The sequence below is a fragment of the Vibrio ostreicida genome (assembly GCF_013074385.2).
Taxonomy (GTDB): Bacteria; Pseudomonadota; Gammaproteobacteria; order Enterobacterales; family Vibrionaceae; genus Vibrio; species Vibrio ostreicida.
The window spans coordinates 25,997-44,783 of sequence record NZ_JABEYA020000011.1; the positions used below are offsets into that span (position 1 = coordinate 25,997).

The window sequence follows — 18,787 nt, forward strand, 5'->3', positions numbered from 1 at the left end:
AGTCGATCATTGCGTTATGCTTAACAACAACGTATAACAAAGTGATCATGATAACATGATGCCTAAGCGATACTTAGGTATTGAAAACAGAAGGATGGCTGCTCACTCAATGGCTGTAAATCAACGAAGTACTGAGTTATCTGACACAGTGAAAGTGTTGGTTATTTATGCTCACCCTGAATCTCGAAGCTCGGTTGCTAATCAAATGATGCTAAAAAGAATTTCATCACTTGAGCATGTCACTGTGCATGATTTGTACGCACATTACCCGGATTTCTTTATTGATGTCAACGCTGAGCAACGCCTGTTACTTGAGCATCATGTGATTGTCTTTCAGCACCCCCTATTTATGTATTCTTGTCCTGCTCTGCTCAAAGAATGGATGGACCGCGTGCTAGGCAAAGATTTTGCTTTTGGAAAAGGTGAAGCACTTAAAGGCAAAGTGTGGCGCAGTGTCATCACCACCGGAGGCAACAAAGATGCGTTCGGGCATGATGGCTACAACAAGTATCCCTTGTCTGAAATACTTCAGCCGTTTGAGTTATCGGCGGCCTTGTGTCGAATGCACTGGATTGAGCCGCTTGTGTTGTATTGGTCAAGAAATGTCTCTGATAACGAGCGCTCACAGCACGCAGAACTCTATCATCAATGGTTGCAGGATCCGACGGAACCTCTGACTCAGGAGGGAGCGCATGGCGTTGGAAAGTGATTTTCTTCAAAGTAGTGTGATTTTTCTTACCGCTGCCGTGGTAGCTGTACCCCTCGCCCAGCGTATGGGGTTGGGGTCGGTATTGGGCTATTTACTGGCGGGTGTAGCGATTGGTCCGTGGGGCCTTGGCTTAATTAGTGATGTTGAAGCGATTTTACACTTTGCCGAATTTGGGGTAGTGCTGCTGCTGTTTTTGATTGGTTTGGAACTCAATCCCAAGAAATTGCTTCAAATGAAAGGGCCGATCCTCGGTTTGGGGGGGGCTCAAGTGGTGATCACCACTGCGGTGCTGTCGAGTCTTGCCAATCTTGCCGGTATCAGTTGGCAGACCAGCCTTGTGATTGGAATGGGCTTGGCGCTTTCATCTACGGCGATTGCGCTTAAAGTGATTGAAGAGCGTGGTCTAGGGGGAAGTGAAGCGGGTCAGTCCGGTTTTGCTGTCTTGTTATTCCAAGATATCGCGGTGATTCCGATGCTGGCGATTCTTCCGGTGTTGGCGGGCAACACCGCGGGCAATTGGCTCGATGTGCTGTGGATGCTTGGCGGGGTCGTCGGTTTGTTGATCGGTGGCCATTTCCTTCTGCGGCCCTTGTTCCGTTATGTGGTGCTCAGTGGTGTGCGAGAATTGTTCACGATCGCGGCGTTGCTGCTGGTGATTGGTATTGCGTTGTTGATGAAACAATTGGGTTTGTCGATGGCGTTGGGGACGTTTCTTGCCGGAGTGCTATTGGCGGAAAGTGAGTACCGCCACGAGCTAGAAATCGCAATTGAACCTTTTAAAGGCCTGTTACTGGGGTTGTTTTTTATCGCGGTAGGGATGGCCGTCAACCTCGGGCTATTAGCGCTTGACCCGTGGAATATTCTACTGGCGGTGTTTGGTCTGGTCGCGATCAAAGCGAGTATTTTGTATTTTCTTGCCCGTTTGGCGGGAAGCAAGCCTAAATCGCGCAGTAAAATGGCGGCGATTCTTAGCCAAGGGGGGGAATTTGCTTTTGTTATTTTCACAGCGGCGAGCGCCGAGGGGTTGTTAGCCAAAGAGCAGATGGCCTTTCTACTGGTGGTCGTGAGCTTGTCTATGGTGACAACCCCCTTAATGCTGATGGCGCAAAGCAAATGGTACGCCCGAGGTCTTAATCTTGAGGACAATAATGCGCAACCGTCTGATGTGGTTAACCGTCAACCAAGGGTCATCATTGCGGGTTTTGGTCGCTTTGGTCAAGTTGTTGGCCGACTGATGTACGCCAATAAAATGCGCGTGACTGTATTAGAAAGTGATGCCAGCCAAATTCATCTGTTGCGTAAATACGGCTATAAAGTGTTTTATGGTGATGCTACTCAGCTGGATTTGTTGCGCGCCGCTGGGGCGAACAAGGCCGAAGCTATGGTGATTTGTACCGATTCACCGGATGAAATCATGAAAATTGTTGAGCTATGTCAGCACCATTTTCCTCATTTAAAACTCCTCGCTCGGGCACGCAGTCGCGTTGAAGCTTACCAATTGCTCAGTCATGGTGTGGCTAATTATTCGCGAGAAACTTTCCTTGGCGCCTTGGATTTGGGACGTCAGGCATTGGTCGAGCTTGGGGTTCATCCTTACCAAGCCAAAAGGGCGGAAGCGCACTTTAGAAAACTAGATAATGCCATGTTGGAAGAATTGCTCCCTGAACATCATGAGGATAAGCAACTGACATTGCGGGCTAAGGAAGCGCGCAAAGAACTGGAAGAGATCTTTGGACGTGAAATGGAAAAAGATAAACAATCAAAGAGCTTCTGGGATTAATCTCTTACTCTGATTTATGTCATCGCCACGTATCTAATGAGAGAACCCCTTGTTCGTGGTGTTTAAATTGTGGATTACAAAATGAAAAAAAGATTTATCGCGGGCGCTCGTTGCCCAAAGTGTTCTTCACAGGATACGTTACGCTGGTGGATAGAAAACAATATTGAGTTAGTCGAATGTGTGGAGTGCCAGTTTGAGGAGCAACGCAAACCTCAGTCTGTCGAAAAAACCGGACACGCCACGCAGGATATGATCGGTATTTTTAAGCCGGATTGATTGAGTTTCTGGTTTTGGACCCCATAATACACTGTATAGAATCCAGTTAATGCGGAGCCATCGAGAGGCTCCGTTTGTTTATCTCCTTGGAGTGGTTATGAAAATTGAAAAGAATGTCGTTGTCAGCTTGGCTTATCAGGTGAAGTTAGAAGATGGTGTCGTTGTTGATGAATCGACAACAGAAGCACCTTTGGACTATTTACACGGTCACAACAACCTGATTACTGGGCTTGAAGCCGCTCTGGATGGTAAAGAGGCGGGCGCGAGTTTTTCTGTTACTGTGACCCCTGAAGAAGCATACGGTGAACACAGTGATGCTATGGTTCAGCGTGTCCCTGCTGATGTTTTCCAAGGTGTTGAGCAGATAGAAGTGGGCATGCGTTTTCTTGCAGACACGGATCAAGGCCCGATTCCAGTCGAAGTGACTGAGGTCGATGGTGATGAAGTGGTGGTGGATGGTAACCATATGCTGGCAGGCCAGACGTTGACGTTCGATGTGGAAGTCATGTCTGTGCGTGAAGCGACGGCTGAGGAAATGGAGCATGGTCATGTTCACAAGGCTGACGGTAGCTGTGGCGGTGACGATCACCAGCACGATGACGGTGAAGACTGCTGTAGCAGTGGTAGCTGTGCGAACTAATCGCTAGTGCCAGATCGTTAGATCTCAGGCGAACAAGAGAACAGGCGTTTCTGTGATAAGGAAGCGCCTTTTTTACGTCAATGAAAGCAATATGCGGAGAGCCTTCATGCATCACCCCTTTTCAATCGCCATTCATGGTGGCGCAGGGACCATACTGCCATCGAAAATGAGTGACCAGTTAAAACGGTCTATTGTGCAGGATTTGGAGCTGGCGGTTCGGGCTGGTCATGCCGTTTTATCTGAGTGCGGCGATGCCCTTGATGCGGTGGTGGCTGCGGTGAAAGTACTGGAAGACTCACCGTGCTTTAATGCGGGAAAAGGCTCAGTGCTGACCCATCAAGAAATGGTTGAAATGGATGCGTCTGTGATGCATGGCAAACAGGCCAGTGCTGGGGCAGTGGCTGGGGTTCGCCATATTCGCAACCCAGTCGAGCTGGCACGTGATGTGATGCGTCATAGCCAGCATGTGTTGCTGATTGGCGAAGGGGCTGAAGCGTTTGCTTTTGAGCAAGGTCATGCGTACACAGAGCAAGATTATTTTCTGATTGAACGTCGTTACCAACAACTGCAAATTATGAAAGAGAAAGGGCTGTTTGCGCTCTCTGAAAGTGACTTTCCGGACGACAGTAAATACGGAACAGTCGGGGCGGTGGCACTCGACAAACAAGGCAACCTCGCTGCCGCAACCAGTACTGGTGGTGTAACGAATAAGAAGTATGGCCGAGTCGGGGATTCTGCCATTATCGGTGCGGGAACCTTTGCCGAAAATGGCAGCGTGGCGGTGTCTGCGACGGGAATGGGTGAGTGTTTTATCCGTAAAACCGTTGCTGGTGATGTGGCTGCACGAATGCGTTACTTGAAAGAAGACTTACCCACGGCGTGTGAGTCTGTTATTCAGGGTGATCTTAAATCGATGGGTGGGGAAGGAGGACTGATCGCGGTGGATGCCGATGGACAGCTCCATTTTGCCATGAACAGTCACGGAATGTATCGTGCTGCGATCAATGTGGATGGCCAGTTGGAGGTTAAGATTTATGCGGATGAATGACGCTGTACGGATGTTTTTTTCGCTTCACCAACAGCTTATAGTTTCATTATACTTCTATGATTAAAAAATGACTGCAACAGATTTGATTCGGTGCTAGAATCCATTTTTAACTAGTAATCAGACTTGGAAAGATGGGTAATAACGTAGTCGTTCTAGGCACCCAATGGGGTGACGAAGGTAAAGGTAAAATCGTAGACCTTTTAACTGAAGATGCCAAATATGTGGTTCGCTATCAAGGCGGTCACAATGCAGGCCACACTCTAGTCATTGACGGTGAAAAAACCGTTCTTCATTTGATTCCATCAGGCATACTTCGCGATAAAGTAAAATGTGTTATCGGTAATGGTGTGGTTCTTTCACCTGACGCTTTACTTAAAGAAATGAAGCCTCTTGAAGAGCGCGGTATTCCGGTACGCGAACGTCTTTTCATTTCTGAAGCATGTCCTCTTATTCTTCCTTACCATATTGCAATGGATCAGGCGCGTGAAATCGCCCGTGGTAATAAAGCAATTGGTACCACAGGTCGCGGTATTGGCCCCGCTTATGAAGACAAGGTAGCCCGTCGCGGTCTACGTGTTGGCGATCTGTTCGACAAACAAGCGTTTGCGGAAAAACTTAAAGAAGTCATGGAGTACCATAACTTCCAGCTCGTGAATTTCTACAAAGCCGAACCAGTGAGCTACGAAGAAGTGCTTGAGCAAGCGATGAGTTACGCCGATCTGCTGATCTCTATGGTCATCGATGTTACCGATGAATTGGACGCGGCACGCAAGCGCGGCGATAAAATCATGTTTGAGGGTGCTCAAGGCACGCTGCTTGATATCGACCACGGTACTTATCCTTATGTGACCTCTTCTAACACGACCGCTGGTGGTGTGGCGGCAGGTTCTGGTTTTGGTCCCCGTCATATCGGTTACATTCTAGGTATTACTAAGGCTTACTGTACTCGTGTTGGCTCAGGCCCATTCCCGACAGAGCTTTATGATGGTGTTGATAAGCAAGATCCTGTTGGTAAACACCTTGGTGATGTCGGTCAAGAGTTCGGTGCCACGACGGGTCGTTTACGTCGTACGGGGTGGTTTGATGCTGTCGCTATGCGTCGTGCCGTTCAGATCAACTCAATCTCTGGTTTCTGTCTGACGAAACTCGATGTGTTGGATGGCCTAGAAGAGTTAAAGATCTGTACGGGCTACAAGATGAAGGATGGTTCGGTGCTGGAAGTTTCTCCAATGGCTGCAGAAGCCTTTGAAGAAGCGACGCCTATCTATGAAACCATGCCTGGTTGGAGCGAAACGACTTTTGGAGCGAAATCCCTAGATGCGCTTCCGCAAGCCGCACTGGATTACATCAAACGTATCGAAGCACTAACTGGTGTTCCGGTTGACATTGTGTCTACTGGACCTGATCGCAATGAGACCATCATTAAGGTACATCCTTTCGAGTCTTAATGTGTCTGTGACTTATTTTTTAAAAAAACCAGTGCTTCGGCACTGGTTTTTTTATGCCTCATTTTTCTGTGTTATCTATAATTAGGGTGGCAAGTTTTTGCCAGTCTTCGGCAATTTTGGGTTAAAGAGTTTGCACCTTATGCCGATACAGGTATCAAGATGGCCATTATCTTTGCCGTTTATGAAAATACAGGCTGTATCAGCATGTAGGACCTGTCTGATTAACGAGGCGGGCAGAGACATTATCGAAGTGATAGAGTGCAGAAAATGAAGCTAAGAAAGTTAGCTGCTTCGATGGTATTGTTGTTTGGGTCTTCGATGGTGAACGCCAATGAGTTGGCTGATATCGGTGAACCCATTCCCATATATACCGAAGCTGAATTAATAAAACTGATCGATGAGCGTCAACATTTAGAGCGTATAAAAGCAGACAATTGTCAGTTGGTTGAAGACATTGTCGCACGGGCAACGCGAATTAGTTTGCCATCGTATGAATTTTTGTATGGTGACATGCTGGCTTGGGGGGTGTGTGTCGATCAGGATGTTGAGCTGGGCTTGTACTATATGGAAAGTGCGGCGCATCAGGGGTTGCCCGCTGCCCTAGAGCAGCTTGGGCGGTACTATTCGCGTGGGACTTTGGTTCAACAAGACAAGGAACGGGCGATCCCTTATTTACGAGAAGCGGCAGCCATGGGTAATTTAAATGCTCGGATCCATTTGGCGGAATTGCTGCTGCGAGACTACGGCAGTCCTCTTGATTACGAGGATGCCTATCGGTGGCTTTACAGCTCAGCGACGGCGGATCAACGCATGCATAAGCGTATTTCTATTCTTCGTCAGGGATTAGAAAGGAGAATGCCGGAAAATATCATCGCCAAGGCAAAACGGCGAGACACTTTTTGGTAGTTGAGGTGCACCGCTTTGTCCAACTGCACTTGGACATCAGCGACAGCCATTTTCTTCAATGCCCGGTTTGATGCCGGGCATTATTGATTTCCCACTATCATGCTAGCTAAGGCGAACGTTTGCTACCAAAAAGGCGCCAAAAGTGACGATTTTGCGGTGACTTACCTGTAGGTTCGTGCCTGACTCGGATATACTGTTGTCAATCCCTTCCTCTTAATTAGGCGTGCCTATGTCAGACAATACCCATAATGACCCGTTTGCAGATCGTGAATCGGAAAATTATGAAAACCCAATCCCAAGCCGGGAGTTTATCCTCGAATTTTTGAAGCAAGCCAGCGCACCAATGAATCGGAACGATCTCTTTGATGCCCTCAAGCTCGAAGGTGAGGAGCAATACGAAGGTCTGCGTCGTAGACTTCGGGCAATGGAGCGAGATGGCCAGCTGGTGTTTACCCGCCGCCAATGTTACGCCTTGCCAGAGAAGCTCGAAATGGTCAAAGGTTACGTGATTGGGCATAAAGATGGTCATGGTTGGGTTCGTCCTGAAGGCAGTGTTGGCAAAGACAATGACATTGTTTTGCCGCATCACCAGATGAAAAATATTATCCATGGTGATTTTGTGTTAGTTCAGCCGACTGACAACTCAAAACGTGGACGCAAGGAAGGGCGCCTAGTTCGCGTATTAGAGGAACGCCAAACACAAATAGTCGGTCGTTTTTTCATGGAGTACGGCTACTCGTACGTCGTGCCTGATGATTCGCGTATGAGTCAGGATATCTTGATCCCGAATGACTTGCGTGCCGGCGCACGTATGGGCAATGTTGTCGTGATTGAAATCACCGACCGTGGCACGCGCTCGCGTGGCATGATGGGTAAGGTCATTGAGGTGCTTGGTGAAAATATGGCGCCGGGTATGGAAACGCAAATTGCCATCCGGACCCACCAAATCCCTAACGATTGGCCTGAAGCGGTTGAGAAGCAGATAGAAAACCTCGGTGAGGAAGTGCCCGAAGACGCCAAAGTGGATCGGGTGGATTTACGTGACTTACCGTTGGTGACCATCGATGGTGAGGATGCACGTGATTTCGATGATGCGGTCTATTGTGAAGCCAAAAAGAGCGGTGGATGGCGCCTGTGGGTCGCGATTGCCGATGTGAGCTATTACGTTAGACCTGATTCTGCCTTAGACAAAGAAGCAATCAACCGGGGTAACTCGGTGTACTTCCCCTCTCAAGTCGTGCCTATGTTGCCAGAGGTATTGTCCAACGGCCTGTGTTCCTTGAACCCACAAGTTGACCGTCTGTGTATGGTGTGTGAGATGACCATCTCTGAGTCAGGAAAGTTGTCCGGTTATAAACACTATGAAGCCGTGATGAATTCCCATGCTCGCCTCACTTACAACAAGGTCCACGATATTCTTGAGGGCAACGAAGAACTCAGCAACCGCTATGAGCCATTGGTTCCCCACTTACAAGAATTGCACAAGATGTACAAGGTGCTGAAACGGGCGCGAGACAATCGCGGGGCGATTGAATTTGAAACGGTTGAAACCAAGTTTATCTTCAATGCAGAGCGTAAAATTGACAGCATTGAACCTGTCATTCGAAACGATGCGCATAAACTCATCGAAGAATGTATGATTCTGGCTAATATTGCCTCGGCGGCGTTGGTTGAGAAAGCCAAAGAAGCGGCGTTGTACCGGATTCATGAATCTCCAGGAGAACTTAAGCTACAAGGCTTCCGTGATTTCTTGGGTGAATTGGGGTTACACCTCAATGGTGGATTAGAACCTTCTCCGACGGACTACGCCGATTTAGTCAAACTCATCGCTCAACGTCAAGACAAAGAACTGATTCAGACCATGTTACTGCGCTCAATGAAGCAAGCGGTTTATAATGCTGACAACTGCGGTCACTTTGGCCTTGCTCTCAAGCGTTATGCTCATTTTACGTCACCGATTCGCCGTTATCCTGACCTTCTGCTTCATCGTGCGATTAAGTACCTGATTGAAAAAGAGCAGGGTCGGAATCAAGATCGTTGGACACCGACGGGTGGTTACCACTATTCATTTGATGATATGGATTTCTACGGTGAGCAGTGCTCGATGACGGAACGCCGTGCCGATGATGCGACCCGTGAAGTGTCCGATTGGCTCAAATGTGAATATATGCAGGACCATGTCGGTGAAGAGTTGGAAGGGGTTATTGCCAATGTGACCGGTTTTGGTTTCTTTGTCCGTTTAACCGATCTGCATATTGATGGCTTGGTCCATATTTCGGCGCTGGCTAACGATTACTACCAATTTGACCCAATAGGTCAAAGGCTTATCGGTGAAAGCTTTGGCGCGATTTATCGTCTCGGCGACGCGGTTAAAGTTAAGGTGTTGTCGGTCAATCTCAATGATCGTCAAATTGACTTTGAATTAACCGACACAAGTCGTAAGCTACGCGGCACAGGCAAAACGGCGAAGAAACGCGCGGTGGAAGCTCAGCAGAAAGCGAAAGCGAAAAAGAACGCCGCAGCTAATGGACGTCGTTCGGTCGATAAGGCAAAACCTCTGGTAGAGCCGACCAAACGTCCTGATGGCAGCAAAGAGGAAGGCAACGGCAAAAAAGTCACTAAAAAACCTTCTGATAAACCGGGAAAGAAAAAGCCACGTCATAAAGCGAAAAAAGCACGTAGCAGCAAATAGTAAGCGGAATAATGAATGAGTAATGAATATATTTACGGCATACATGCGGTAAAAGCGGTTCTCGATAAAGAGCCAGAACGTTTGATTGAAGCTTTTGTGCTTAAAGGTCGTCAAGATGACCGCTTAATGCCGATCTTAAATGAACTGCAAGTCTGCGGTGTGTCGATTCAGCAGATGACCCGCAAGACACTTGATGATAAAGCCCGTGGAGCCAATCATCAGGGTGTAATGGCTCGTGTGAAGCCGGCCAAGCAGCTCAATGAGAATGATTTGGACGATATACTTGCTAAGCATGAAGCGCCCTTAATATTGGTATTGGATGGCGTGACCGATCCTCATAACTTGGGCGCGTGTTTGCGTAACGCCGATGCGGCTGGAGTTGCAGCGGTGATTGTGCCGAAAGACAAGTCAGCATCAATGACGGCAACGGTGAGCAAGGTCGCTTGTGGCGCCGCTGAAACGGTAGCGTTAGTTCGTGTGACCAACTTGGCTCGAACAATGCGTACGCTGCAAGAGCAAGGCGTTTGGTTTGTTGGTACTGCCGGCGAGGCCACACAAGACATTTATCAAGCAAAACTGACGGGCTCACTCGGGATTGTCATGGGCGCAGAAGGTGACGGTATGCGCCGCCTGACACGTGAAACGTGTGATGACTTGATTAAGATCCCGATGGCAGGGACTGTTTCCAGCCTCAATGTCTCTGTTGCATCAGGGGTATGCTTGTTCGAAGCCGTGCGGCAACGGCTGACGACTTCGTAAGACAATTCAAGCTTGCAATCAAACGCAGACGATCGGTCTGCGTTTTTATTTCGCTCCAGTTAAGGTCTCGGACTCTCAGTCTTTGCCCGTGACTCGACAGCCAACATCGTGAATCTCTCCTGCTTTCAATCACTTCTTCCGCTTATTTTTCAAACAGCACTTGCATGTCAAATTGTGATCTGTATAATGCCTCGCACTGGTTAAGCCAGTTGTGAACCAATGAGCATCGAGGAGCAGATTTATCTTATTGATTTTTCTGGTAATGTAAACTCAGCTTATGTTCGCAGTTAATACAATTAGCTATCTATTCTTTGGAATAACTGTTCTCAGAGGTGACTCTGTTAGTGGGGGTAGTTTAATCGAAAATTAACTGACAATGCGTCCTAATCTTGGATGCTACGGTTTCACATAAATCAATCGGCATTCTCTCGCTTTAGCGAGTATGAGTGGCGATATTGTTTGTGTAATTTTTATTATTGGAGCTCTGTCTCATGCAGAACCAACGTATCCGTATCCGCCTAAAAGCTTTCGATTACAAACTAATCGATGCTTCTACCGCGGAAATCGTTGAAACAGCTAAGCGCACTGGCGCACAGGTTCGTGGTCCAATCCCACTGCCTACTCGTAAAGAGCGTTTCACAGTTCTTATCTCTCCACACGTTAACAAAGATGCTCGTGATCAGTACGAAATCCGTACTCACAAACGTCTAATCGACATCGTTGAGCCAACAGACAAAACTGTTGATGCTCTGATGCGTCTAGATCTTGCAGCGGGCGTTGACGTTCAAATTAGCCTAGGTTAAGGGAGATTAGAGAATGATTGGTCTAATCGGTCGTAAAGTGGGTATGACCCGCGTATTTACTGAAGAAGGCGTTTCTATCCCAGTCACTGTTGTTGAGGTTGAAGCTAACCGTATTTCTCAAGTTAAAACTCTTGAGACTGACGGCTATGCAGCAATCCAGGTAACGGCTGGTACTAAGAAAGCTAACCGTGTAACTAAACCAGAAGCAGGTCACTTTGCTAAAGCAGGTGTTGAAGCTGGTCGCGGTCTTTGGGAATTCCGTTTGGAAAACGATGAAGAGTTTGCAGTTGGCGCTGAGCTAACAGTTGAACTGTTCAACGAAACTAAGAAAGTAGACGTTACTGGTACATCTAAAGGTAAAGGCTTCCAAGGCGCTGTTAAGCGTTGGAACTTCTCTACTCAAGATATGACTCACGGTAACTCATTGTCTCACCGTGCACCGGGTTCAATTGGCCAATGTCAAACTCCAGGTCGCGTATTTAAAGGCAAGAAAATGGCAGGTCACATGGGTGCTGAGCGTGTAACGACTCAAAACCTAGAGATCGTACGTGTTGACGCTGAGCGCAATCTGCTTCTTATTAAAGGTGCAGTACCAGGCTCAACAGGTGGCAACGTGATCGTTAAACCAGCTGTTAAAGCATAACGTCTCAGGAGTAAGTAATGGAACTAATGGTTAAAGGTGCCGATGCACTAACTGTTTCCGAAACTACTTTCGGACGTGAGTTTAACGAAGCTCTTGTACACCAAGTAGTTGTTGCGTTTGCAGCAGGTGCTCGTCAAGGTACTCGTGCTCAGAAAACACGTTCAGAAGTTTCTGGCGGTGGCGCTAAGCCATGGCGTCAAAAAGGTACTGGCCGTGCGCGTGCTGGTACAATCCGTAGCCCAATCTGGCGTACAGGTGGTGTTACTTTTGCTGCGAAACCACAAGATCACAGCCAAAAAGTAAACAAAAAAATGTACCGTGGTGCTATGAAGAGCATTCTTTCTGAGCTTGTTCGTCAAGAGCGTTTAATCGTTGTTGATAACTTCTCAGTAGAAGCACCAAAAACGAAAGAGCTTGTAGCTAAGCTGAAAGAGCTTGAGCTAACAGACGCGCTTATCGTGACTAGCGAAGTAGATGAAAATCTATTCCTAGCAGCTCGTAACCTATACAAAGTTGACGCTCGTGATGTTGCTGGAGTTGATCCAGTTTCACTAATCGCGTTCGACAAAGTTGTAATGACTGCTGATGCAGTTAAGCAAGTTGAGGAGATGCTAGCATGATCACTGAAGAGCGTATCCTAAAAGTTCTACGTGCTCCGCACATCTCTGAAAAAGCAACTATGGCTGCTGAGAAAGCGAATACTATCGTTTTCAAAGTATCGATAGATGCGACTAAAAAAGAGATCAAAGCAGCTGTAGAGAAGCTATTTGAAGTTGAAGTTAAGTCTGTAAATACTCTTATTAATAAGGGTAAGACCAAACGTCAAGGTCTACGCCAAGGTCGCCGCAGCGACGTTAAAAAAGCGTACGTTACCTTGAAAGAAGGTCAAGATCTTGACTTCGTTGGCGGCGCGGAATAACAGGAGTAGTTAAGAATGGCTATTGTTAAATGTAAGCCGACTTCCCCTGGTCGTCGTCACGTCGTTAAAGTTGTTAACGCTGACCTACACAAGGGCAAGCCATACGCACCTCTTTTAGAGAAAAACTCTAAAAATGGTGGTCGTAACAACAACGGTCGTATTACAGTACGTCACATCGGCGGTGGTCATAAGCACCACTACCGTGTTATTGATTTCAAACGTACTAAAGACGGTATCCCAGCGAAAGTTGAGCGTCTTGAATACGATCCAAACCGTAGCGCTAACATCGCTCTAGTTCTGTACGCAGACGGTGAGCGTCGTTACATCCTAGCACCTAAAGGTGTTGCTGCTGGTGATGCTATCCAGTCTGGTGCTGATGCGCCAATCAAGGCCGGTAACACTCTACCAATGCGTAACATCCCAGTAGGTTCAACAGTACATAACGTTGAACTTAAGCCTGGTAAAGGTGGTCAGCTAGCTCGTTCTGCGGGTGCTTATGCTCAAATCGTCGCTCGCGACGGTGCATACGTCACTATCCGTCTACGTTCTGGCGAAATGCGTAAAGTTCTCTCTGAAGGCCGTGCAACAATCGGTGAAGTGGGTAACTCTGAGCATATGCTACGTGAACTTGGTAAAGCTGGTGCTAGCCGCTGGCGTGGTGTTCGTCCTACCGTTCGCGGTGTGGTAATGAACCCAGTTGACCACCCACACGGTGGTGGTGAAGGCCGTACATCTGGTGGCCGTCACCCAGTATCACCATGGGGTCAGCCAACTAAAGGCTTCAAGACTCGTAAGAACAAACGCACTGACAAGTACATCGTACGTCGTCGTAACAAGTAATCTATTTAAAGAGGAATCGCCATGCCACGTTCTCTCAAGAAAGGTCCATTTATCGACCTACACTTGCTGAAGAAGGTAGAGAAAGCGGTGGAAAGCGGAGACAAAAAGCCTATTAAGACTTGGTCCCGTCGTTCAATGATCATCCCTACGATGATCGGTTTGACCATCGCTGTCCATAATGGTCGTCAGCACGTACCAGTATTTGTAACTGAAGAAATGATCGGTCACAAACTGGGTGAATTCGCACCAACACGCACTTACCGCGGCCATGTCGTGGATAAGAAAGCGAAGAAGCGTTAAGGAGTAGATGATGGAAGCACTAGCTAAACATAACTTTGCTCGCATTTCGCCTCAGAAAGCACGCTTAGTTGCGGATCAAATTCGTGGTAAATCTGTAGACCAGGCTCTAGAAATTCTAACGTTCAGCAACAAAAAAGCGGCTGAATTAGTGAAGAAAGTTCTTGAGTCAGCTATCGCTAACGCGGAGCACAATGAAGGCGCAGATATTGACGATCTAAGTGTCGCAAAAATCTTCGTAGATGAAGGCCCGATCATGAAGCGTATTATGCCTCGTGCTAAAGGTCGTGCGGATCGTATCTTGAAGCGTTCAAGCCACATCACTGTTGTTGTAGCAGACGCTTGAGACTAGGAGAGTAAGCAATGGGTCAAAAAGTACATCCTAATGGTATTCGTCTAGGCATCGTTAAGCCTTGGAATGCTACATGGTTTGCTAACACCAAAGATTTCGCTGACAACCTAGACGGCGACTTCAAGGTACGTCAGTTCCTTACAAGCGAACTGAAAAAAGCATCTCTTTCACGCATCGTTATCGAGCGTCCTGCTAAGAGCATCCGTGTGACTATTCACACTGCTCGTCCAGGTGTTGTTATCGGTAAGAAAGGTGAAGATGTAGAGAAACTACGCACAGCTGTCGCAAAGATTGCAGGTGTACCAGCGCAAATCAATATCGCTGAAGTACGTAAGCCTGAACTTGATGCACAGCTTGTTGGTGATAGCATCGCATCTCAGCTAGAGCGTCGTGTTATGTTCCGTCGTGCTATGAAGCGCGCGGTACAGAATGCTATGCGTCTAGGCGCTAAAGGTATCAAAGTAGAAGTAAGCGGTCGTCTTGGCGGCGCTGAAATTGCACGTTCTGAGTGGTATCGTGAAGGCCGTGTGCCTCTACACACTCTACGTGCTGACATTGATTACGCAACTTCTTCGGCTCACACCCAATACGGTGTGATCGGCATCAAAACTTGGATTTTCAAAGGTGAAATTCTAGGCGGTATGCCAGCAGCTAACGCTGTAGAGCCTAAAGGCGATAAGCCTAAGAAGCAGCGTAAAGGCCGTAAGTAAGGAGTTGACAGATGCTACAACCTAAACGTACTAAGTTCCGTAAGGTTCAGACAGGTCGTAACCGTGGTCTAGCTAAAGGTACTGATGTAAGCTTCGGCGAATTCGGTCTTAAAGCTACTGGCCGTGGTCGTCTAACTGCTCGTCAAATCGAAGCGGCACGTCGTGCAATGACACGTCACGTTAAGCGTCAAGGTAAAATCTGGATCCGTGTGTTCCCAGATAAGCCTATCACAGAAAAACCACTTGAAGTTCGTCAGGGTAAGGGTAAAGGTAACGTTGAGTACTGGGTAGCCCAAATCCAACCTGGAAAGGTAATGTACGAAATGGGTGGTGTACCTGAAGAATTGGCACGTGAAGCGTTCCGCCTAGCGGCTCGTAAACTGCCTTTCAAAACTACATTTGTAACTAAGCAGGTGATGTGATGAACGCACAAGATCTACGCCAAAAAAGCGTTGAAGAGCTTAACACTGAGCTATTGAATTTGTTGCGCGAACAGTTCAACTTGCGTATGCAAGCGGCGACTGGTCAGCTACAGCAAACTCATACTCTGAAAGCTGTACGCCGTGATATCGCACGCGTGAAAACTGTTTTGACTGAGAAGGCAGACGCATAATGAGCGAAGTAAAACGTACTCAACAAGGTCGTGTAGTTAGCGACAAGATGGACAAGTCTATCACTGTTGCTATCGAGCGCATGGTTAAACACCCTATTTACGGCAAGTTCGTAAAGCGCACGACTAAAGTACACGCACATGACGAAAACAACGAATGTGGCCTAGGCGACAAAGTTGAAATCGCAGAGTGTCGTCCTCTGTCTAAGACTAAGTCTTGGGCATTGGTGAAAGTTGTAGAAAAAGCGAAAATTTAATCTCGTTAGGTCTACAGCGAAAGCGGCTCCAGAAAATATTTTGGGGCCGCTTATTTTTTGACTACCCAAGCAACAAAAAGGGTGGTACAATTCGCGTCCCTTTTAAAGAGGCAGCCCGACCCGTGAGGGTCTAGTTTTTTTTATATTTAGCGGAGCACTAACATGATCCAAATGCAAAGTATGCTGGACGCAGCTGATAACTCAGGCGCTCGCAGCGTAATGTGTATTAAGGTTCTGGGTGGCTCTCACCGTCGTTATGCACACATCGGTGACATCATTAAAGTTACTGTTAAGGAAGCAATTCCACGCGGTAAAGTTAAAAAAGGTGATGTACTGAAGGCGGTGGTAGTTCGCACCCGTAAAGGCGTACGTCGTCCAGACGGTTCTGTCATTCGCTTCGACCGTAATGCTTGTGTATTGTTAAACGACAACTCTGAGCAACCAATCGGTACACGTATCTTTGGTCCTGTGACACGTGAACTTCGTGGCGATAAGTTCATGAAGATCGTTTCACTGGCTCCAGAAGTTCTGTAAGGAGCACGTAAAGATGGCAGCTAAAATCCGTCGTAATGACGAAGTGATCGTTCTTGCTGGTAAAGATAAAGGCAAGAAAGGTAAAGTAACTAAGGTCCTAGCAACTGGTAAAGTTATCGTTGAAGGTATCAACCTTGTTAAGAAACACCAAAAACCTGTTCCAGCCCTCGGCACCCAAGGTGGTATCGTAGAGCAGGAAGCGGCAATTGATGCTTCAAACTTGGCGATTTTCAACGCAGCTACTGGTAAAGCTGACCGTATCGGTTTCCGTTTTGAAGATGGTAAGAAAGTTCGTTTCTTTAAGTCTAATAACGAAATCGTTTCTAACTAATTAGAAGTAATTTGGAGTTCTACTATGGCGAAACTGCATGATTACTACAAGTCGTCTGTAGTCGCTGAGCTTACCAAAGAGTTCAGCTACACAAGCGTCATGCAAGTCCCTAGAATCGAGAAAATCACCCTTAACATGGGTGTTGGTGAAGCAATCAACGATAAGAAACTGCTAGAAAATGCAGCGTCTGATATGGCAACGATCTCTGGTCAGAAGCCACTTATCACAAAAGCGCGCAAATCTGTTGCAGGTTTCAAAATCCGCGAAGGCTACCCTATCGGTTGTAAAGTAACCTTGCGTGGCGAACGTATGTGGGATTTTCTTGAGCGTCTTATTAATATCGCTCTTCCACGTGTACGTGATTTCCGTGGTGTTAGCGCTAAGTCTTTTGACGGACGCGGTAACTACAGCATGGGCGTTCGCGAGCAAATCATCTTCCCGGAAATTGACTTTGATAAAGTTGATAGAGTACGCGGTCTAGACATCACTATTACGACGTCTGCTGGTACTGATGAGGAAGGCCGTGCTCTGCTGGCTGCCTTTAACTTCCCATTCCGCAAGTAAGGTGAAGGGTTACTGTTATGGCTAAAAATTCAATGAAAGCACGTGAAGTAAAACGTGCGAAGCTTGTTGCTAAGTTCGCTGAGAAGCGTTCTGCGCTAAAAGCAATCATTAGCGATGTAAACGCATCAGAAGAAGATCGTTGGAATGCGGTTCTAAAACTGCAATCTCTTCCACGTGATTCAAGTGCATCACGTCAGCGCAACCGTTGCAACCAAACTGGTCGCCCACACGGTTACCTACGTAAGTTCGGTCTAAGCCGTATTAAGGTTCGTGAAGCTTGCATGAAAGGCGAGATTCCGGGTCTTCGTAAGGCTAGCTGGTAATTGCCACTTAATCATTTGGAGTAAATCATATGAGCATGCAAGATCCGATTTCGGATATGCTGACCCGTATTCGTAACGGTCAGGCAGCAAATAAAGTTGCTGTTAAAATGCCTTCTTCAAAGCTTAAAGTTGCAATTGCTGCACTACTAAAAGCTGAAGGTTACATCGTTGATTTCGCTGTTGAAGGCGACGTCAAACCTGAGCTAGAAGTTACTCTTAAGTACTTCCAAGCAAAACCAGTAATCGAGCAACTTAAACGTGTTTCTCGACCAGGTCTACGTGTTTACAAGAAGAAAGACAACCTTCCTTCTGTAATGGGTAGTCTTGGTATTGCTATCGTTTCAACTTCCAAGGGTCTGATGTCAGACCGCGCTGCCCGTAAAGCAGGTCTTGGCGGTGAAATCATCTGCTACGTAGCTTAATAAGGAGTAGACTATGTCTCGTGTTGCTAAAGCACCTGTCGCTATTCCAGCTGGCGTAGAGGTGAAACTAAACGGCCAAGAAGTTACTGTAAAAGGTGCGAAAGGCGAACTATCACGCGTTCTTAACGCTGCGGTAGTTGTAGCTCAGGAAGAAAATAATCTTACTTTCGGTCCACGCGATGGTGTTGCTAACGGTTGGGCTCAAGCAGGTACTGCTCGCGCTCTAGTTAACAACATGGTTGTTGGTGTTACTGAAGGCTTTACTAAGAAGCTGACTCTTAAAGGTGTTGGTTACCGTGCTGCTATGAAAGGCAACGCTGTAGGCCTAACACTAGGCTTCTCACACCCAGTTGAGCACGAGTTGCCAGCGGGTATTAAAGCCGAATGTCCAAGCCAAACTGAAATTGTGATCACCGGTTGTGATAAACAACTTGTTGGTCAGGTTGCGGCTGACATTCGTTCTTATCGTGAGCCTGAGCCTTATAAAGGCAAAGGTGTTCGTTACGCAGATGAAAATGTGCGTACTAAAGAAGCTAAGAAGAAGTAAGGTAACACTATGGATAAGAAAGCATCTCGCATCCGTCGTGCTACACGCGCACGTCGTAAGATTGCAGAACTGGGTGCAACTCGCCTAGTAGTACACCGTACTCCTCGTCACGTGTACGCTCAGGTTATCGCATCAAATGGCTCTGAGGTTATCGCAGCAGCTTCTACTGTAGAAAAAGCGATCCGTGAGCAAATTAAGAACACTGGTAACATCGATGCAGCAAAAGCAATAGGTAAAGCTATTGCAGAACGCGCTCTTGAAAAAGGCGTAGCTTCAGTTGCATTTGATCGTTCTGGTTTCCAATACCACGGTCGAGTAGCGGCGCTAGCAGAATCTGCTCGCGAAGCTGGTCTGAAATTCTAAGGTAGGGTTGATCG

General features: G+C 47.2%; 27 protein-coding genes. All 27 read left to right on the plus strand.

Going from position 1 to position 18,787, the window contains the following annotated elements:
• The first annotated feature begins 109 nt into the window (after positions 1 to 109).
• The 27 genes from kefG (at position 110) to rplR (ending at position 18,773) form a co-directional block, all read left to right on the plus strand.
• Complete coding sequence (gene kefG, locus HLM86_RS14330; RefSeq protein ID WP_076589924.1) at positions 110 to 709, plus strand: glutathione-regulated potassium-efflux system ancillary protein KefG; 600 nt, start codon at positions 110 to 112, stop codon at positions 707 to 709.
• Positions 693 to 2,489 carry a glutathione-regulated potassium-efflux system protein KefB gene (kefB, locus tag HLM86_RS14335; RefSeq protein WP_076589832.1) on the plus strand — a complete coding sequence of 599 codons (1,797 nt, stop codon included), beginning with the start codon at positions 693 to 695 and terminating at the stop codon, positions 2,487 to 2,489. Before kefG ends, kefB begins: the two co-directional genes overlap by 17 nt.
• An 81-nt stretch (positions 2,490 to 2,570) precedes the next feature.
• Entirely contained in the window at positions 2,571 to 2,765 is a 195-nt protein-coding gene (locus HLM86_RS14340; RefSeq protein ID WP_076589831.1) for a YheV family putative zinc ribbon protein, read from the plus strand.
• A gap of 97 nt (positions 2,766 to 2,862) precedes the next feature.
• A complete protein-coding gene (gene slyD / locus HLM86_RS14345) occupies positions 2,863 to 3,405 on the plus strand; it encodes a peptidylprolyl isomerase (protein WP_076589830.1) in 543 nt (180 codons plus the stop codon).
• A gap of 106 nt (positions 3,406 to 3,511) precedes the next feature.
• Positions 3,512 to 4,453: an isoaspartyl peptidase/L-asparaginase family protein gene (locus HLM86_RS14350; protein WP_170883552.1), complete on the plus strand. Its 942-nt coding sequence runs from the start codon at positions 3,512 to 3,514 to the stop codon at positions 4,451 to 4,453.
• Between the two features lie 131 nt (positions 4,454 to 4,584).
• Complete coding sequence (locus tag HLM86_RS14355) at positions 4,585 to 5,901, plus strand: adenylosuccinate synthase (RefSeq protein ID WP_170883551.1); 1,317 nt, start codon at positions 4,585 to 4,587, stop codon at positions 5,899 to 5,901.
• 267 nt (positions 5,902 to 6,168) lie between these two features.
• Positions 6,169 to 6,807, plus strand: coding sequence for a flagellar protein MotX (motX, locus tag HLM86_RS14360; protein WP_076589828.1), 639 nt, complete (start codon positions 6,169 to 6,171; stop codon positions 6,805 to 6,807).
• A gap of 229 nt (positions 6,808 to 7,036) precedes the next feature.
• Complete coding sequence (gene rnr / locus HLM86_RS14365; RefSeq protein ID WP_170883550.1) at positions 7,037 to 9,499, plus strand: ribonuclease R; 2,463 nt, start codon at positions 7,037 to 7,039, stop codon at positions 9,497 to 9,499.
• A 15-nt stretch (positions 9,500 to 9,514) separates the two neighbouring features.
• Positions 9,515 to 10,258, plus strand: a complete 744-nt coding sequence (gene rlmB, locus HLM86_RS14370; RefSeq protein WP_170883549.1) for a 23S rRNA (guanosine(2251)-2'-O)-methyltransferase RlmB — start codon at positions 9,515 to 9,517, stop codon at positions 10,256 to 10,258.
• Positions 10,259 to 10,749: 491 nt separating this feature from the next.
• Positions 10,750 to 11,061 (plus strand): 30S ribosomal protein S10, encoded by a 312-nt coding sequence (gene rpsJ / locus HLM86_RS14375; RefSeq protein WP_001181007.1) that lies wholly within the window; start codon positions 10,750 to 10,752, stop codon positions 11,059 to 11,061.
• Positions 11,062 to 11,074: 13 nt separating this feature from the next.
• Complete coding sequence (gene rplC / locus HLM86_RS14380; protein ID WP_076589825.1) at positions 11,075 to 11,704, plus strand: 50S ribosomal protein L3; 630 nt, start codon at positions 11,075 to 11,077, stop codon at positions 11,702 to 11,704.
• 17 nt (positions 11,705 to 11,721) lie between these two features.
• A complete protein-coding gene (rplD, locus tag HLM86_RS14385; RefSeq protein ID WP_076589824.1) occupies positions 11,722 to 12,324 on the plus strand; it encodes a 50S ribosomal protein L4 in 603 nt (200 codons plus the stop codon).
• Positions 12,321 to 12,623 (plus strand): 50S ribosomal protein L23, encoded by a 303-nt coding sequence (gene rplW / locus HLM86_RS14390; RefSeq protein WP_053397128.1) that lies wholly within the window; start codon positions 12,321 to 12,323, stop codon positions 12,621 to 12,623. The genes rplD and rplW overlap by 4 nt, the downstream gene beginning before the upstream one ends.
• A 15-nt stretch (positions 12,624 to 12,638) precedes the next feature.
• Entirely contained in the window at positions 12,639 to 13,463 is an 825-nt protein-coding gene (gene rplB, locus HLM86_RS14395; protein WP_076589823.1) for a 50S ribosomal protein L2, read from the plus strand.
• 21 nt (positions 13,464 to 13,484) lie between these two features.
• Positions 13,485 to 13,763, plus strand: coding sequence for a 30S ribosomal protein S19 (rpsS, locus tag HLM86_RS14400; RefSeq protein WP_004745876.1), 279 nt, complete (start codon positions 13,485 to 13,487; stop codon positions 13,761 to 13,763).
• A 10-nt stretch (positions 13,764 to 13,773) separates the two neighbouring features.
• The gene (rplV, locus tag HLM86_RS14405) at positions 13,774 to 14,106 is read left to right on the plus strand and encodes a 50S ribosomal protein L22 (protein WP_076589822.1); all 333 of its coding nucleotides are present in this window, start codon (positions 13,774 to 13,776) and stop codon (positions 14,104 to 14,106) included.
• A gap of 17 nt (positions 14,107 to 14,123) precedes the next feature.
• Positions 14,124 to 14,822, plus strand: coding sequence for a 30S ribosomal protein S3 (gene rpsC, locus HLM86_RS14410; protein WP_004410461.1), 699 nt, complete (start codon positions 14,124 to 14,126; stop codon positions 14,820 to 14,822).
• An 11-nt stretch (positions 14,823 to 14,833) separates the two neighbouring features.
• On the plus strand, positions 14,834 to 15,244 hold the full coding sequence (gene rplP / locus HLM86_RS14415; RefSeq protein ID WP_004410459.1) for a 50S ribosomal protein L16: 411 nt from the start codon (positions 14,834 to 14,836) through the stop codon (positions 15,242 to 15,244).
• Positions 15,244 to 15,435 carry a 50S ribosomal protein L29 gene (rpmC, locus tag HLM86_RS14420; RefSeq protein WP_076589821.1) on the plus strand — a complete coding sequence of 64 codons (192 nt, stop codon included), beginning with the start codon at positions 15,244 to 15,246 and terminating at the stop codon, positions 15,433 to 15,435. Before rplP ends, rpmC begins: the two co-directional genes overlap by 1 nt.
• Complete coding sequence (gene rpsQ / locus HLM86_RS14425) at positions 15,435 to 15,689, plus strand: 30S ribosomal protein S17 (RefSeq protein ID WP_076589820.1); 255 nt, start codon at positions 15,435 to 15,437, stop codon at positions 15,687 to 15,689. The genes rpmC and rpsQ overlap by 1 nt, the downstream gene beginning before the upstream one ends.
• 162 nt (positions 15,690 to 15,851) lie before the next feature.
• Complete coding sequence (gene rplN, locus HLM86_RS14430) at positions 15,852 to 16,223, plus strand: 50S ribosomal protein L14 (RefSeq protein WP_076589819.1); 372 nt, start codon at positions 15,852 to 15,854, stop codon at positions 16,221 to 16,223.
• A gap of 13 nt (positions 16,224 to 16,236) precedes the next feature.
• Positions 16,237 to 16,554, plus strand: a complete 318-nt coding sequence (rplX, locus tag HLM86_RS14435; protein WP_076589818.1) for a 50S ribosomal protein L24 — start codon at positions 16,237 to 16,239, stop codon at positions 16,552 to 16,554.
• 24 nt (positions 16,555 to 16,578) lie between these two features.
• Positions 16,579 to 17,118, plus strand: coding sequence for a 50S ribosomal protein L5 (gene rplE, locus HLM86_RS14440; RefSeq protein WP_076589817.1), 540 nt, complete (start codon positions 16,579 to 16,581; stop codon positions 17,116 to 17,118).
• Between the two features lie 17 nt (positions 17,119 to 17,135).
• Complete coding sequence (rpsN, locus tag HLM86_RS14445; protein WP_076589816.1) at positions 17,136 to 17,441, plus strand: 30S ribosomal protein S14; 306 nt, start codon at positions 17,136 to 17,138, stop codon at positions 17,439 to 17,441.
• A gap of 29 nt (positions 17,442 to 17,470) precedes the next feature.
• The gene (rpsH, locus tag HLM86_RS14450; RefSeq protein WP_076589815.1) at positions 17,471 to 17,863 is read left to right on the plus strand and encodes a 30S ribosomal protein S8; all 393 of its coding nucleotides are present in this window, start codon (positions 17,471 to 17,473) and stop codon (positions 17,861 to 17,863) included.
• A gap of 13 nt (positions 17,864 to 17,876) precedes the next feature.
• Positions 17,877 to 18,410: a 50S ribosomal protein L6 gene (gene rplF, locus HLM86_RS14455; protein ID WP_076589814.1), complete on the plus strand. Its 534-nt coding sequence runs from the start codon at positions 17,877 to 17,879 to the stop codon at positions 18,408 to 18,410.
• A 9-nt stretch (positions 18,411 to 18,419) separates the two neighbouring features.
• Positions 18,420 to 18,773, plus strand: a complete 354-nt coding sequence (gene rplR, locus HLM86_RS14460) for a 50S ribosomal protein L18 (RefSeq protein WP_076589813.1) — start codon at positions 18,420 to 18,422, stop codon at positions 18,771 to 18,773.
• The last annotated feature ends 14 nt before the right edge of the window (positions 18,774 to 18,787 follow it).

What these genes read in the sequence shown, in the direction of transcription:
- rpsS (WP_004745876.1), top strand. Translation starts at nt 13,485, where the DNA reads ATGCCACGTTCTCTCAAGAAAGGTCCATTTATCGACCTACACTTGCTG.
- rpsQ (WP_076589820.1), top strand. Translation starts at nt 15,435, where the DNA reads ATGAGCGAAGTAAAACGTACTCAACAAGGTCGTGTAGTTAGCGACAAG.
- motX (WP_076589828.1), top strand. Translation starts at nt 6,169, where the DNA reads ATGAAGCTAAGAAAGTTAGCTGCTTCGATGGTATTGTTGTTTGGGTCT.
- HLM86_RS14340 (WP_076589831.1), top strand. Translation starts at nt 2,571, where the DNA reads ATGAAAAAAAGATTTATCGCGGGCGCTCGTTGCCCAAAGTGTTCTTCA.
- rplR (WP_076589813.1), top strand. Translation starts at nt 18,420, where the DNA reads ATGGATAAGAAAGCATCTCGCATCCGTCGTGCTACACGCGCACGTCGT.
- kefB (WP_076589832.1), top strand. Translation starts at nt 693, where the DNA reads ATGGCGTTGGAAAGTGATTTTCTTCAAAGTAGTGTGATTTTTCTTACC.
- rpsC (WP_004410461.1), top strand. Translation starts at nt 14,124, where the DNA reads ATGGGTCAAAAAGTACATCCTAATGGTATTCGTCTAGGCATCGTTAAG.
- rpsN (WP_076589816.1), top strand. Translation starts at nt 17,136, where the DNA reads ATGGCTAAAAATTCAATGAAAGCACGTGAAGTAAAACGTGCGAAGCTT.
- rplC (WP_076589825.1), top strand. Translation starts at nt 11,075, where the DNA reads ATGATTGGTCTAATCGGTCGTAAAGTGGGTATGACCCGCGTATTTACT.
- rplW (WP_053397128.1), top strand. Translation starts at nt 12,321, where the DNA reads ATGATCACTGAAGAGCGTATCCTAAAAGTTCTACGTGCTCCGCACATC.
- HLM86_RS14350 (WP_170883552.1), top strand. Translation starts at nt 3,512, where the DNA reads ATGCATCACCCCTTTTCAATCGCCATTCATGGTGGCGCAGGGACCATA.
- rplF (WP_076589814.1), top strand. Translation starts at nt 17,877, where the DNA reads ATGTCTCGTGTTGCTAAAGCACCTGTCGCTATTCCAGCTGGCGTAGAG.
- rplN (WP_076589819.1), top strand. Translation starts at nt 15,852, where the DNA reads ATGATCCAAATGCAAAGTATGCTGGACGCAGCTGATAACTCAGGCGCT.
- rplX (WP_076589818.1), top strand. Translation starts at nt 16,237, where the DNA reads ATGGCAGCTAAAATCCGTCGTAATGACGAAGTGATCGTTCTTGCTGGT.
- rnr (WP_170883550.1), top strand. Translation starts at nt 7,037, where the DNA reads ATGTCAGACAATACCCATAATGACCCGTTTGCAGATCGTGAATCGGAA.
- rplE (WP_076589817.1), top strand. Translation starts at nt 16,579, where the DNA reads ATGGCGAAACTGCATGATTACTACAAGTCGTCTGTAGTCGCTGAGCTT.
- slyD (WP_076589830.1), top strand. Translation starts at nt 2,863, where the DNA reads ATGAAAATTGAAAAGAATGTCGTTGTCAGCTTGGCTTATCAGGTGAAG.
- rpmC (WP_076589821.1), top strand. Translation starts at nt 15,244, where the DNA reads ATGAACGCACAAGATCTACGCCAAAAAAGCGTTGAAGAGCTTAACACT.
- rplP (WP_004410459.1), top strand. Translation starts at nt 14,834, where the DNA reads ATGCTACAACCTAAACGTACTAAGTTCCGTAAGGTTCAGACAGGTCGT.
- rplB (WP_076589823.1), top strand. Translation starts at nt 12,639, where the DNA reads ATGGCTATTGTTAAATGTAAGCCGACTTCCCCTGGTCGTCGTCACGTC.
- rplV (WP_076589822.1), top strand. Translation starts at nt 13,774, where the DNA reads ATGGAAGCACTAGCTAAACATAACTTTGCTCGCATTTCGCCTCAGAAA.
- rpsH (WP_076589815.1), top strand. Translation starts at nt 17,471, where the DNA reads ATGAGCATGCAAGATCCGATTTCGGATATGCTGACCCGTATTCGTAAC.
- rlmB (WP_170883549.1), top strand. Translation starts at nt 9,515, where the DNA reads ATGAGTAATGAATATATTTACGGCATACATGCGGTAAAAGCGGTTCTC.
- rpsJ (WP_001181007.1), top strand. Translation starts at nt 10,750, where the DNA reads ATGCAGAACCAACGTATCCGTATCCGCCTAAAAGCTTTCGATTACAAA.
- kefG (WP_076589924.1), top strand. Translation starts at nt 110, where the DNA reads ATGGCTGTAAATCAACGAAGTACTGAGTTATCTGACACAGTGAAAGTG.
- rplD (WP_076589824.1), top strand. Translation starts at nt 11,722, where the DNA reads ATGGAACTAATGGTTAAAGGTGCCGATGCACTAACTGTTTCCGAAACT.
- HLM86_RS14355 (WP_170883551.1), top strand. Translation starts at nt 4,585, where the DNA reads ATGGGTAATAACGTAGTCGTTCTAGGCACCCAATGGGGTGACGAAGGT.